This is a genomic window from Streptomyces sp. TLI_55 (genome assembly GCF_900206255.1).
In the GTDB taxonomy this organism is placed as follows: Bacteria; Actinomycetota; Actinomycetes; order Streptomycetales; family Streptomycetaceae; genus Streptomyces; species Streptomyces aquilus.
Window position 1 is genome coordinate 2,459,824 of record NZ_OAOJ01000001.1, and the last position, 13,407, is coordinate 2,473,230.

General features: G+C 72.9%; 11 protein-coding genes. 8 read left to right on the forward strand and 3 right to left on the reverse strand.

Annotated features, from left to right (window positions below; translation table 11 throughout):
- Window positions 1-79: 79 nt before the first annotated feature.
- From CRP56_RS11480 to CRP56_RS11490, 3 genes are read left to right on the forward strand one after another with little or no spacing between them, the layout of a single operon-like run.
- The gene (locus CRP56_RS11480) at window positions 80-1,111 is read left to right on the forward strand and encodes an AAA family ATPase (RefSeq protein ID WP_097262927.1); all 1,032 of its coding nucleotides are present in this window, start codon (window positions 80-82) and stop codon (window positions 1,109-1,111) included.
- Window positions 1,108-2,484, forward strand: coding sequence for a DUF58 domain-containing protein (locus CRP56_RS11485; protein WP_097262930.1), 1,377 nt, complete (start codon window positions 1,108-1,110; stop codon window positions 2,482-2,484). The genes CRP56_RS11480 and CRP56_RS11485 overlap by 4 nt, the downstream gene beginning before the upstream one ends.
- Entirely contained in the window at window positions 2,481-4,865 is a 2,385-nt protein-coding gene (locus CRP56_RS11490) for a transglutaminase TgpA family protein (protein ID WP_097262932.1), read from the forward strand. The genes CRP56_RS11485 and CRP56_RS11490 overlap by 4 nt, the downstream gene beginning before the upstream one ends.
- A gap of 168 nt (window positions 4,866-5,033) precedes the next feature.
- On the opposite strand, the gene CRP56_RS11495 is transcribed toward CRP56_RS11490, so the two are convergent.
- From CRP56_RS11495 to CRP56_RS11505, 3 genes are all read right to left on the reverse strand, one after another.
- Window positions 5,034-5,429, reverse strand: coding sequence for a DUF3040 domain-containing protein (locus CRP56_RS11495; RefSeq protein ID WP_097262934.1), 396 nt, complete (start codon window positions 5,427-5,429; stop codon window positions 5,034-5,036).
- A 283-nt stretch (window positions 5,430-5,712) separates the two neighbouring features.
- Window positions 5,713-6,477, reverse strand: a complete 765-nt coding sequence (locus CRP56_RS11500; protein WP_097262937.1) for a methyltransferase — start codon at window positions 6,475-6,477, stop codon at window positions 5,713-5,715.
- Between the two features lie 196 nt (window positions 6,478-6,673).
- Window positions 6,674-7,243 (reverse strand): SAV_6107 family HEPN domain-containing protein, encoded by a 570-nt coding sequence (locus CRP56_RS11505; protein WP_097262939.1) that lies wholly within the window; start codon window positions 7,241-7,243, stop codon window positions 6,674-6,676.
- A gap of 169 nt (window positions 7,244-7,412) precedes the next feature.
- Here CRP56_RS11505 and CRP56_RS11510 point away from each other — a divergent pair, with 169 nt between their 5' ends.
- From CRP56_RS11510 to CRP56_RS11530, 5 genes are all read left to right on the forward strand, one after another.
- Window positions 7,413-8,150, forward strand: a complete 738-nt coding sequence (locus CRP56_RS11510; protein WP_097262941.1) for an ATP-binding cassette domain-containing protein — start codon at window positions 7,413-7,415, stop codon at window positions 8,148-8,150.
- On the forward strand, window positions 8,122-10,206 hold the full coding sequence (locus CRP56_RS11515; protein ID WP_097262945.1) for a YhgE/Pip domain-containing protein: 2,085 nt from the start codon (window positions 8,122-8,124) through the stop codon (window positions 10,204-10,206). Before CRP56_RS11510 ends, CRP56_RS11515 begins: the two co-directional genes overlap by 29 nt.
- Window positions 10,207-10,250: 44 nt before the next feature.
- A complete protein-coding gene (locus CRP56_RS11520; RefSeq protein ID WP_097262947.1) occupies window positions 10,251-10,871 on the forward strand; it encodes a TetR/AcrR family transcriptional regulator in 621 nt (206 codons plus the stop codon).
- Window positions 10,872-11,232: 361 nt separating this feature from the next.
- Window positions 11,233-11,850, forward strand: a complete 618-nt coding sequence (locus CRP56_RS11525) for a DUF4126 domain-containing protein (RefSeq protein ID WP_097262949.1) — start codon at window positions 11,233-11,235, stop codon at window positions 11,848-11,850.
- Between the two features lie 48 nt (window positions 11,851-11,898).
- Window positions 11,899-13,407 carry a phytoene desaturase family protein gene (locus CRP56_RS11530; RefSeq protein WP_097262951.1) on the forward strand — a complete coding sequence of 503 codons (1,509 nt, stop codon included), beginning with the start codon at window positions 11,899-11,901 and terminating at the stop codon, window positions 13,405-13,407.

The following is a 13,407-nucleotide window of genomic DNA, read 5'->3' on the forward strand; positions in this document are numbered from 1 at the left end:
GTGGTGTCCGTGATTCGGGGTGGGCCGGTCCGCAACGCAGAGCGTCGGCCCGGAGAAAGAACGGGCCGAGGAGGGCCGGGTGACGACCTATGACGATCGAGCGAGCCTCACTGATCTGACTGCCACTGTGGAGCGAGTCCGCAGTTCGGTGGAAGGAGTGATCGAGGGCAAGCCCGAGGTCGTACGGCTTTCGCTGACCGTGTTGCTCGCCGAGGGGCATCTTCTGATCGAGGATGTCCCCGGCGTCGGCAAGACCATGCTGGCGAAGGCACTGGCGCGGTCCATCGACTGCTCGGTGCGGCGTATCCAGTTCACGCCCGACCTGCTGCCCTCGGACATCACCGGTGTCTCGATCTGGGACCAGCAGCGCCGGGACTTCGAGTTCAAGCCGGGCGCGATCTTCGCGCAGATCGTGATCGGCGACGAGATCAACCGCGCCTCGCCGAAGACGCAGTCCGCGCTCCTGGAGTCCATGGAGGAGCGCCAGGTCACCATCGACGGGCAGACCTACGAGCTGCCCAGCCCCTTCATGGTGGTGGCCACGCAGAACCCGGTCGAGATGGAGGGCACCTACCCGCTGCCGGAGGCCCAGCGCGACCGCTTCATGGCGCGGGTCTCCATCGGCTACCCCAGCGCGGAGGCCGAGCTGCAGATGCTCGACGTCCACGGCGGGGTGAACCCCCTGGACGACCTCCAGCCGGTGGCCCACGCGCACGACATCGTGAAGCTGGTCGACGCCGTCCGCGGCGTCCATGTCGCCGACCCGGTCCGGCGCTACGCCGTCGACCTGGTCGCCGCCACGCGCACCCATCCCGACCTCAGACTCGGCGCCTCCCCGCGCGCGACGCTGCATCTGCTGCGCGCGGCGAAGGCGTCGGCCGCCCTCAGCGGCCGGGAGTACGCGCTGCCGGACGACGTGCAGGCCCTCGCCGTCGCCGTCCTGGCCCACCGCCTGCTGCCCACCGCCCAGGCCCAGCTGAACCGGCGCACCTCGGAGCAGGTCGTCCAGGAGATCCTGCAGCGCACCCCGGTGCCCCAGCAGCAGGGCGGCCTGGGCCTCGGCCACGGCACCCAGGGCTACGGCCAGCAGCCGCCGCGGAGGCTTGGATGACCACCGCCGCCGGGCCGGGCCACGCGGAGCCCGACCGGGGCGACAAGGGCGGGGTGCGCACCGCGCTGGCTGGCCTGACCACCCGCGGCCGGTCCTTCCTGGCCGCGGGCATCGCCGCCGCCATCTGCGCGTACGTCCTGGGGCAGAGCGATCTGCTGCGGGTCGGCCTGCTGCTGGCCGTGCTGCCCCTGGTCTGCGCCACCGTCCTGTACCGCACCCGCTACCGGGTCGCCGGCAGCCGCCGGCTCTCCCCCGCGCGTGTGCCCGCCGGCAGCGAGGCCCGCGTCCATCTGCGGATGGACAACGTCTCGCGGCTGCCCACCGGCCTGCTGATGCTCCAGGACCGGGTGCCCTACGTCCTCGGCCCGCGCCCCCGCTTCGTCCTCGACCGGGTCGAGGCGGGCGGCCGCCGCGAGGTGTCCTACCGGGTCCGCTCCGACCTGCGCGGCCGCTACCCGCTGGGCCCGCTCCAGCTGCGCCTGACCGACCCGTTCGGCATGTGCGAGCTGACCCGGTCCTTCTCGTCGTACGACACCCTGACGGTGATCCCGCGCGTGGAGCCGCTGCCGCCGGTCCGCTTCAGCGGCGAGGCGAAGGGCTACGGCGACGGGCGGCAGCGCTCGCTCGCGCTGGCCGGCGAGGACGACGTCATCCCGCGCGGGTACCGCTACGGCGACGACCTGCGCCGGGTGCACTGGCGTTTGACCGCGCGCTACGGCGAGCTGATGGTGCGCCGCGAGGAACAGCCGCAGCGCTCCCGCTGCACGGTGCTGCTCGACACCCGGGGTCTCGCCTTCCACGGCGCGGGCCCCGACTCGGCCTTCGAGTGGGCCGTCTCCGGCACCGCGTCAGCGCTGGTCCACATGCTCGAACGCGGCTTCTCCGTACGGCTGTTGACGGACACCGGCAGCTCGGTGCCCGGCGAGGGCGCGGACGGGTTCGCCGGCGCGAACCAGGAGTCGGCGGACGCGGCGGGCCTGATGATGGACACCCTCGCGGTGATCGACCACTCCGACGGCACCGGCCTGTCGCGCGCGTACGACGTACTGCGCGGCGGCAACGAAGGGCTGCTGGTCGCCTTCTTCGGCGACCTCGACGAGGAACAGGCCACGGTCGCCGCCAAGATGCGCCAGCGCAGCGGCAGCGCGGTCGCCTTCCTGCTGGACAGCGCGGGCTGGGGGCGGGAACCGACCGATGTGGCCGGGCCGTTGGACAGGAGCGAGGAGCGGTTGCGGATGCTGCGCGAGGCGGGCTGGACGGCGCTGCGCGTGCCGCGCGGCGCCTCGCTGACCGAGCTGTGGCGCCAGGCCGACCGTGAGCGCACGGGTCTCGGTGTGGCGAGCGGCGCGGGCAGTGAGGGGGCACCGGCATGAGCGGGCGGGCACGACTGGCGCTGTGCGCCTGGGCGGCCACCCTGATGGCGTCCTGCGCCCTGCTGCCCCTGGTCGAACCGGCGACGTGGATCGTCCAGGCGGCCTTCCTGCTGGGCATCCAGTCCCTGGTGGGCGCGGCGACCCGGCGGGTGCCGCTGGCCCGGCCGCTGACCGTGGCCGCGCAGGCACTGGTCACGCTGATGCTGCTGACCCTGGTCTTCGCCCGGGAGCAGGCGGTCGCCGGGATCGTCCCCGGCCCCGAGGCCTTCCGGCACTTCGCCGACCTGCTCCAGCAGGGCAGCGACGACATCGCGCGGTACGCGATCCCGGCGCCGCTGGAGTCCGCCGGCATCCGGCTGATGATCATCGGTGGTGTCCTGGTCATCGGGCTCGCGGTGGACACCCTCGCGGTGACCTTCCGCAGCGCGGCTCCGGCCGGGCTGCCGCTGCTGGCGCTGTACTCGGTGGCCGCGGGGCTGTCCGACGGCGGCGCCGACTGGCTGTGGTTCCTGGTCGCGGCGGCCGGCTATCTGATGCTGCTGCTCGCCGAGGGACGCGACCGGCTCTCCCAGTGGGGGCGGGTCTTCGGTGGGGCGCCGCGCACTCCCGGCGCGGAGTCCGGCGTGGTGGCCCCGGTCCGCACCGGGCGGCGGATCGGCGCGGTCGCGCTGGGGCTGGCCCTCGTGGTGCCGATCGCCCTGCCCTCGATGAGCGGCGGCCTGCTGGACGGCGTGGGCACGGGCGCGGGCGCCGGGAACGGCAGCGGGGGCACGATCTCCGCGGTGAACCCCCTGGTGTCCCTGCGCGACAACCTCAACGCGGACGACGACCGCCAGGTCCTGTCCGTGCGCTCGAACCCCGAGGCGGCGGCGAGCCAGTATCTGCGGATCGTCTCCCTGGACGACTTCGACGGCACCACGTGGAAGCCGTCCAAGCGCAGCATCGAGAAGGTGCCGGGCGAGTTCCCCACCCCGCTCGGGCTCGGTGCCGACATCCGGCGGGCCGAGATCACGACGCGGATCTCGGCGGCCGACTGGTACCAGCAGGACTGGCTGCCGATGCCGTACCCGCCGAGCGGCGTGGACATCGACGGGAAGTGGCGCTACGAACCCGAGGGCATGACGCTGGTCGGGGACCACGGCCAGACCACGCGCGGGGCGACGTACACGGTCAAGAGCCTGGACGTGCGGCCGACGGCCGAGCAGCTGGCCTCGGCGCCGGAGCCGCCCCCGGCCCTGAAGCGCGAGTACACCGAGCTGCCGAAGTCGCTGCCCGGCATCGTCGCCAAGACCGCCCGTGAGGTCACCGCCGGCTCCTCGAACCACTACGAGGAGGCGGTGAAGCTCCAGGAGTACTTCACGGTGACCGGGGGCTTCCAGTACGACACCCAGGTGCAGGCGGGCAGCGGCTCGCAGGCCATCGCCCGGTTCCTGGAGAACAAGCAGGGCTTCTGCGTCCACTTCTCCTTCGCGATGGCCGCGATGGCCCGCAGCCTCGGCATCCCGGCCCGGGTCGCGGTGGGCTTCGCGCCGGGTACGCCGCAGGGCGACGGATCGGTGTCGGTGGGGCTGAAGGACGCCCACGCGTGGCCGGAGCTGTACTTCGAGGGGGTGGGCTGGACCCGCTTCGAGCCGACCCCGACCCGGGGCACGCAGCCCGCGTACACGCAGACGGAGACCCCGGGCAACAGCCTGCCGGACACCGGCCGGCCGACGCAGTCGGCGAGCGCGGCGCCCTCCGCCGCCCCCTCCGCGAGCGAGAGCTGCACGGCGGAGCAGAAGAAGCTCGAGGCCTGCCCGAGCGAGTCCGCGGCGGCCGCGCTCACCCAGGACGACGACGGCCCGAAGTGGTACGTCCTGCTGGCCTGGGCGCTCGCCGGGCTCGCCGCGCTGGCGATCCCGCTGTCGCCCGCGCTGTGGCGGATGCGGACCCGGGCGGTACGCCTTGGGGCGCACGGACGGACCGAGGCGGACGCCGGGCTGCACACCCTGGCGGTCTGGCTCGAACTGACCGACACGGCCTGGGACTTCGGGATCGTGCCGGACGGGTCGCAGACCCCCCGCAAGGCGGCGGCCCGGATCGTCCGGCTGGGGCATCTCGAACCCGAGGCGGCGGCCTCGGTGCATCGGGTGGCCGAAGCGGTGGAGCAGGTCCTCTACGCGCCGCGGCCACGTCCGGTGGCGGGGCTCGCGGAGGACGTCCGGCGGGCGATCACCGGGCTGCGCGGTACGGCGCCGCGGAGCACGCGGCTGCGCGCGGCCTTCGCCCCGCGTTCCACCGTCCGGGTGGTGTGGGCCGTCTCGGAGTGGTGGAGCGGCGTCACGGCGCGGGTGGCGGCGGCCCGGCCGACCCTGCGCAAACCGTCCGGCCAGCAGAGCTGAGGCCGGAGGGCACGCATCACGGCTGAGGCCCCGGTCCGTGGGAACGGACCGGGGCCTCAACGGTCTCCGCCACTGTTCTTCACGCCCTCACAGGGGCATGGAAAAGGGCGTGCGTGAGGGGGTGACCGCCCGGTGGGCGGTCACCCCCTCATCAGCTTTGTGGTCGAGCTACTGGCCGCCCTGTTCGTCGCGGCGCCGCTGCCAGCGCTGCTCGATGCGGTCCATCATGGAGCGCTTCTGCCGTGGCTGACGGCGGGCCTGCGGTCCACCGGCCGAGGGCTGCTCGCCCGGCTTGGGAGCCTTGCGCCAGCCGGTCACGGCGAGTACCGCACACCCCAGCATGACGAGGAAGCCCACCACGCTGAGCCAGACCTGCTTGGCGACCATTCCTGCCATGAGGAGCGCGATACCCACGAGGAAGCCCGCGACCGCCTGGTAGACCCGTCGCCGGGTGTACGTGCGCAGCCCGCTTCCCTCAAGCGCTGTCGCGAACTTGGGATCTTCGGCGTACAGCGCTCGCTCCATTTGCTCGAGCATTCGCTGCTCGTGCTCCGAGAGCGGCACGGAGTCCTCCTCATCGTGCAGTCGCCGGGGCGACCCGGGGGGTCCCTTCAGGATAGGCAGGGAATCGCCCCCGTGAAACCCGCCCCTCTACGCCAATTGGCCAACCGGATTCCGCCATGAACGTCCCGGCCACTGAGTCTTCCATTCCCCAGCGGCCGACCCGTCATGCCGGGCGGTCTCCCTCGATCATACGGCGCTGGGCGCCCGATCGGGGGGCCTGTGGCGTACTCCATCTGCACCCAAGTCCCTGATCAGCGCGGCACCAGGACGGGGCACCCGGGCCTCAGGAGGTCGCCCGCGTCTCGCCGAGCACATGAAGCTGGGTGGCCACGGAGTGGAAGGCGGGGAGTTCGGCGGCCGCCTCCTCCAGCTTGAGCAGCGCGTCCAGGGCGCCGGGCTCGGTGTCGACCAGCACCCCGGGGACCAGGTCGGCGAAGACCCGTACGCCGTGCACGGCGCCGACCTCCAGGCCCGCGCCCTCGACCAGCGCGGTGAGCTGCTCGGCGGTGAAGCGCCTCGGGACGGGGTCACCGGCGCCCCATCGGCCGTTCGGGTCGGCGAGGGCCTGCTTGGCCTCCTTGAAGTGACCGGCCAGGGCGCGGGCCAGCACGGCGCCGCCGAGGCCGGACGCGAGCAGGCTGAGGACGCCCTCGGCGCGCAGCGCGGCGACCACGTTGCGCACTCCTTCGGCGGGGTCGTCGACGTACTCCAGGACGCCGTGGCACAGCACCGCGTCGTAGGCGCCGCGCTCGATGACGTCGAAGAGGCCGTGGGCATCGCCCTGGACGCCCTGGACCCGGTCGGCCACGCCGGCCTCGGCGGTGCGGCGCTCCAGGGCGAAGAGCGCGTTGGGGCTGGGGTCGACGACGGTGACACGGTGGCCGAGGCGGGCGACGGGCACGGCGAAGTTGCCGCTGCCGCCCCCGGTGTCGAGCACGTCCAGGGACTCCCGGCCCGTGGCCTTGACCCGTCGTTCGAGAGCGTCCTGGAGGACCTCCCAGACCACGGCGGTACGGAGGGAGGCGCGGGGTCGCAGCGGGTCCGACACGACAGTTGACTCCTCGGCGCGGCACCGCCTCTTGCGCGGCGGAGCGAACGGGCACCCTCCCCGCCCGGGCTACGGAGGGCGAAGGGCTTCAGGCGCCTCCACCCTATTGCCTCCCTTGCCTCACCTGGTCATCACGGGGCGGGGCCCTGGGGCACGTCTCATACGACGGACACCGGCGCGCCATGGCCACCCGGCTTCACCCCGCGTCCGGCATGTCCCTGCTCCCCGGGCGTTCGTCGGGGTCCGGGTGGTCGGCGTCCTGGCGGGGCTGGGGCAGGACCGGCTGGAGGACCAGCATCCGCTCGACGAGGCGCAGGAACATCGCCACGTCGCGTATGAGGTCGTCGGCGTCCCGGCGGGAGGCCGCGCCCTGGATGCCGGCCTCGGCCCGGGCACGGCGCCGGGCCCCGGCGGCGAAGAGCGCGCTCCACTCGGCGAGCTCGGGCGCTATCTCGGGGAGCACTTCCCAGGCGCTCCGGATCTTGGCGCGGCGTCGGGGCGTGGGCTCCGGGCGGCCTCGCGCGGCGAGCACGGCGGCGGCGGTGCGCAGGGCGGCGAGATGTGCCGTCGCATAGCGCTCGTTCGGTGTCTCCAGGACGGCGGCCTCGTCGAGTCCGGCGCGGGCCTGGGCGAGCAGGTCGAGGGCGGCGGGCGGGGCCGTGGTCCGGCGCAGCACGGGGTGTACGTCGCTCGCCGGTCCGGTCAGTGAGGGGGCAGGGCCGGTGGCGCGGCGCCGACGGGCGGCTGCTGCGTGGTAGCTGGCCATGACGAACCTCCTGTCGTCTGCGTGACGGCGTTGTGGCCGTATGTGCCCATCGTGAGGTATGGCACTGACAATCCGTTCTGACCTGCACTTTTGCTTCGATCGAAGGTTCGGGTTACTTTTGCACTGACCAGTCAGTTCAAAAACTTGCCACACACTCAGGGGGTGGGCTGTGGACGGAATCGCCGTCGCAGCCGAGGGCCTCGGGCTCAAGGGACCGCGGGGGTGGGCCTTCCGTGGGATCACCTTCGCGGCCGAGCCGGGGTCGCTCATCGCGGTCGAGGGCCCGTCGGGGACCGGCCGCACATGTCTGCTGCTCGCGCTCACCGGGCGGATGAAGGCCACCGAGGGGACCGCGACCGTCGGCGGGGCGCGGCTGCCGAAGCAGCTCGGGGCCGTGCGGCGGCTGAGCGCCGTCGCCCATGTCGCCGGCGTCACCGACCTCGACCCGGCCCTCACCGTCGGGGAGCACCTGCGGGAGCGGGCCCTGCTCCAGCGCCGGTTCGGGGACTCCCTGCGGGCCCTGCTGCGGCCCCGCGCGGAGCGCGCCCAGGAGGCGAAGCAGCGGATCGACGCCGCCCTGACCGCCGCCGGTCTCGACCGGGAGGCCCTGCCCAAGGGCTCGCGGACCGCCGTACGCGATCTGGAGCGGCTGGAGGGGCTGCGGCTGTCCCTCGCCCTGGCGCTCATCGGGCGCCCGAAGCTGCTCGGCGTCGACGACGTCGACCTGAAGCTGTCGGACGCGGAGCGGGCGGAGGCCTGGGCGCTGCTGAGGTCGCTCGCCGAGGCCGGGACCACGGTCGTGGCGGTGTGCAGTGAGGCTCCCGAGAACACTCTGACGATCTCCACCGGTCAGCGGACCGGACAGAAGGAGGGGACCGATGCGCTCGCCGCGACTGGCCGCGCTTGAGCTGCGGCGCTTCGGGCGGGGCAAGCTGCCGCGCGCCGCCCTGGTGGCGCTGCTGGTGCTGCCGCTGCTCTACGGCGCCCTGTACCTGTGGTCGTTCTGGGACCCGTACGGCCGGCTCGACCGCATCCCGGTGGCGCTGGTGAACGACGACAAGGGCGCGACCGCCGACGGGAAGAAGATCACCGCGGGCGCCGACATCACCAAGGGGCTGCTCGACAGCGACACGTTCGAGTGGCACGAGGTGAGCGCCGCCGACGCGCGCGCGGGCGTCGAGGACGGCACGTACTACCTGTCGCTGACCATGCCGACCGACTTCAGCGCGCGGATCGCCTCCAGTGCGGGCGACTCCCCCGAGACGGGGGCGCTCCAGGTCAGGACCAACGACGCGAACAACTACATCGTCGGCCAGATCTCCCGCACGGTCTTCAGCGAGGTCCGGCAGGCCGCGTCCACGAAGGCGTCGCGCTCCTTCCTGGACCAGATCTTCATCTCCTTCTCCGACATCCACGGCGCGACCGTCAAGGCCGCCAAGGGCGCCGACAAGCTGGAGACCGGCACGGTCAAGGCCGAGAAGGGCTCCAAGGACCTCGCCGACGGGCTGACGGACGCCAAGAACGGCAGCGGCAAGCTGTCCAAGGGGCTCAAGAAGCTCGACAAGGGCGCGGGCGACCTCCAGGACGGTTCGGCGCAGGTCGCGGAGGGCACCCAGACGCTGGCCGACAAGGTCAACGGGGTCGCGGACAAGGTGGGCCCCTTCCTGAAGGACAACGAGAAGACGATCGGCGACACCGCCCAGCTGGTCGCGGACTCCGCCGGGGCGATCCGCGGCAACCTCGACACCCTGGTCAAGACGGCCCCCGTCGCCGCCAAGGGCGCCCATAAGGCCTCCGACACCCTGGACGACGTCTACAAGGCGCGCTGCACGAACCCGGTCCTGCCGGACGGGGCCTGCGCCGACCTGAAGAAGGCCAAGGACGCCGCCGCCGACGTGGCCACGATCGCGGACGACCTGAACACCCTCGTGGACGACCAGGACGGCGACCTGAAGAAGCTCGACAAGAACCTGGCGACCCTCCAGAAGCAGGCCCAGTCCCTCGCCGACCGGGCGCCGAACCTGTCCGAGGACCTCGACGACGCGGTCTCCAAGATCAACAAGCTGAACGAGGGCGCGGGCAAGGTCGCCGCGGGCGCCAAGACGCTCCACACGGGCCTCGGCACCGCCAAGACCGGCGCCGGCGACCTGGACGAGGGCGTCGGCAAGCTCAAGACCGGCGCCGAGGATCTCAACGGCGGCATGTTCAAGCTCGTCGACGGCACCGGGAAGCTCTCCGACGGACTGCACGACGGGGCCGGCCAGATCCCCGACTACGGCAAGGCCGACCGCGACGAGCGCACCGGCGTCATGGCCGACCCGGTCCAGCTCGTCTCCAAGGACATGCACCAGGCGCCCAACTACGGCACCGGCTTCGCCCCGTACTTCATCCCGCTGTCCCTGTGGGTGGGCGCGATGGTGGCGTACATGCTGGTGGCACCGATGAACCGGCGCGCGCTCGCGGCGGGCGCCCCGGCGTGGCGGATCGCGCTGGCCGGCTGGCTGCCGGTGGTGGCGGTCGGGGTGCTCCAGACCGTCGCCCTGATGTCGGTGCTGCACTGGGCGATCGGCCTGCAGATGATGCGGGCGGCCGGGACCGTGGGCTTCCTGTTCCTGGTCACGGCGTGCTTCGCGGCGATCGTGCAGTGGCTCAACGCCCGCTTCGGGGCGGCGGGACGCATCCTCGTCCTGGCCTTCCTGATGCTCCAGCTGACGTCCGCGGGCGGCACGTACCCCGTGCAGACCAGCCCCGGCTTCTTCAACGCGATCCACCCGTTCCTGCCGATGAGCTACGTCGTCGAGGCGCTGCGCCGGCTCATCACGGGCGGCGGCCTCGGTCCGGTGTGGCACGCGTGCGTGGTGCTCGTCGCGTTCACCGCGGGCGCGCTCGCGCTGACCGCGCTTTCGGCCCGGCGCCGCCAGGTGTGGACGCTCGACCGACTGCACCCGGAGCTGAGCCTGTGACCTCGACGACCTCCCCGGAGCCGGTTGCTGTGACAATCAGGACCATGGAAAGCAGCAGCGGCAGCACACGCCGCGAGGCCACCCGCCAGAAGCTCTACGAGGCGGCCGTCACCCTCATCGCGGAGCAGGGCTTCTCCGCCACCACGGTCGACGAGATCGCCGAGCGGGCCGGGGTCGCGAAGGGCACCGTCTACTACAACTTCGCGAGCAAGTCCGTCCTCTTCGAGGAGCTGCTGCGGCACGGCGTGGGACTCCTCACCGCCTCCCTCAAGGAGGCAGCGGAGCGGACGGCCGCCGCGGGCGGCAGCAAGACGGACGCCCTGGACGCGATGGTCCGGGCCGGCCTGGTCTTCATCGACCGCTACCCGGCCTTCACGCAGCTGTACGTGGCCGAGCTGTGGCGCACCAACCGGGCCTGGCAGTCGACGCTCATGGTGGTCCGTCAGCAGGCGGTGGCGGTGGTCGAGAACGTGCTGCGCGAGGGCGTCGAGGGCGGCGAGTTCCATGAGGCGATCGACGTCTCCCTGACCGCGTCCGCGCTCGTCGGCATGGTGCTGGTGGCGGCGCTGGACTGGAAGGCGTTCCAGCCGGAGCGCTCGCTGGACGACGTCCACTCGGCGCTGTCGCGGCTGTTGCAGGGCCGGGTGAGCGGTACGCGCGCGTAGACACGAAAGCGCCGGTCCGCTGTGGCCGCGTCCCCCGCGGGCCACCTCGAACCGGCGCCTTCTCGTGCTCCCCCGTTTTCCCCCGTGTCCCCCGTTGGACCCCCGTTCGGTCGTTCCCCCGGGCCCCGTGCCTCGCTCCCGCCGACTTCCGCCGGCGGAAGGAGCGGATCCGGGGCGGCTCCGCTCCGGCGCCCCGTGTCGCCGGTGTCGGAGCCGTTCCCTTCTCCGTGGCTCCACTCTCTCGTTCACGCAGGTCGGGCCCCATCCGCGCGCGTACTCATCTCCCCCACTAGGTACGGATACTCAGAGCTGCGCACTCAGGCCCAGGACGCCCCGTTGTGGACTGGTTACGATCGCCTCCGTGTCCGTACTCCCCCTTGTCTTCACCAGCGGCTGGGCCAGCGGAATCAACGCGTACGCCGTCGTGCTGCTGCTCGGCGTCTTCGGCGCGACCGGGCTGAGCGACGACGTCCCCGAGACCCTGCAGCGCCCTGAGGTCCTCGTCACAGCGGGCGTGCTGTTCCTGTGCGAGGCCGTCGCGGACAAGATCCCGTACGTCGACTCGGCGTGGGACTCCGTGCACACGCTGATCCGCCCGGCGGCGGGCGCCTGGGTCGGTGCGGTGCTGGCCGGTCAGAGCGGCTCGCTGAACGACGCGGTCGCGGGCCTGGTCGGCGGTTCGACGGCGCTGGCCAGCCACGCCGTCAAGGCCGGGACGCGGATGGCGGTGAACACCTCGCCGGAGCCGCTGAGCAACGTGATCGTGAGCCTGGCCGAGGATCTCGGAGTCGCCGGTCTCGTCACCTTCGCGATCTTCCACCCGCAGGCGGCGGCGATCATCGCGGCGGTGCTGCTCGTCGGCGGGCTGGTGATACTGATCTTCCTGATCTCCCGCATCCGGCGGTTCCTGCGGCGCAGGGCCCAGCGCCGGGAGGAGAGGCGGCTCGCGGGCCGGTCGGGGTCGCCGCTCGGCTGGTGACCCCACCTGTCACCAGGGCTGTCAGTGGCGGCCGATAAAGTCGCGGGCATGGCACGGATTGCGGTGATCGGCGCCGGGATGGGCGCGATGGCGGCCGCTGCCCGGCTGGCCGTCGCGGGCCACCGGGTGGCGGTGTACGAGCGTACGGAGACGTACGGCGGTGCGGTGCGCCGCTTCGAGCGCGACGGGTTCGCCTTCGACACCGGCCCGGGACTGCTGCCGCTGCCCGCCGTCTACCGCGACCTCTTCGTCAAGACCGGCAAGGAACCGCTGGAGTCGGTCGTCGAGCTGGTCCAGGTCGACCCGTCGTCGCGGCATCTCTTCGCCGACGGCACCGAGGTCTCCCTGCCGAACGCGTCCCGCGCGGGCGTGGTCGCGGCGCTGAACGAGGCCCTCGGTGCGGGCTCCGGTGACCGCTGGGGCGACTTCCTGGTCCGGGCCCGCGAGGCCTGGGACCGTACGCGCCGGCCGCTCCTGGAGGAGCCGCTGTGGCCCAACTGGTCGGTCCTGGCCGACCGCGAGCCCTATCCGTCGGTCCCGCACAAGAAGCTGTTGCGCACCCGCCGCGCCGGGCTGCTCGCCGAGATCGGCGCCTGGGAGCTGCGCGACCCCCGACTGGCCGCGCTCCTGGACGGCTACGCCCTGGCGTACGGCCTCGACCCGAGCACCGCCCCGGCGAGCGCGGCGGTGCTGCCGTACATGGAGCACGCCTTCGGGACCTGGTATGTCCGCGGCGGCCTGCGGGAGTTGGCGCGCGCGGTGTACGAGCGGTGTGTGGCGCGCCGGGTGGAGTTCCACTTCGGCGCCGAGGTCACCGGGGTGGTGGAGAAGGACGGCCGAGCGGCGGGGGTCGAGTTCGCCGGCGGCGGTGTGGCGGAGGCGGACCAGGTCGTGGCGGGCGTGGACCCGGCCCGGCTCGCCGGTCTGACGGAGCATCCGTTGTACGGCGAGGGTGGGGTGCAGCCCGCTCCGGCGGCGGACCGGCCGGGGAGGTTCACGGTGCTGCTGGCGCTGCGCGGCGCGCGTGAGGCCGGTGCGGTCCATCGCACGGTGGTGCACGCCCCGGACCGCGCGGCCGAGTTGGACTACCTCGGCTCCGCGCGCGGTGAGCAGGCGCGTCCCACCGTGACGGTGCTGCGGCCGGGTGATCCCGCGCTGCACCCCGAGGGGGATTTCGAGTCGGTGGTGCTGTCCGCCACGGTGCCGACCCGGGGCGACTGGGGTGTCGACGCGACCGACGACCGGTTCGCCGACCTCATGGCGGCAGCCGCGGAGGCGGCCGTACCGGGGCTGCGCGAGCGGCTGATGTGGCGTGAGATGCGTACACCCGAGCACACCGAGGCCGAGACCGGCGCCTCGTTCGGCGCCATACCAGCCCCCGCACTGGCCGCCGGCGAGGGCCGTTTCCTGCACCCGGCCAACACGACCCCGCTGCCGGGGCTGTACCGGGTGGGTGGCTGGGCGCATCCCGGCGGCGGTCTTCCGCACGCCGGGATGTCAGGGGCGCTGGCCGCCGGGCTGATCGTGGAGGGGCCGGACTTCCGGGGCTCTCAGTGA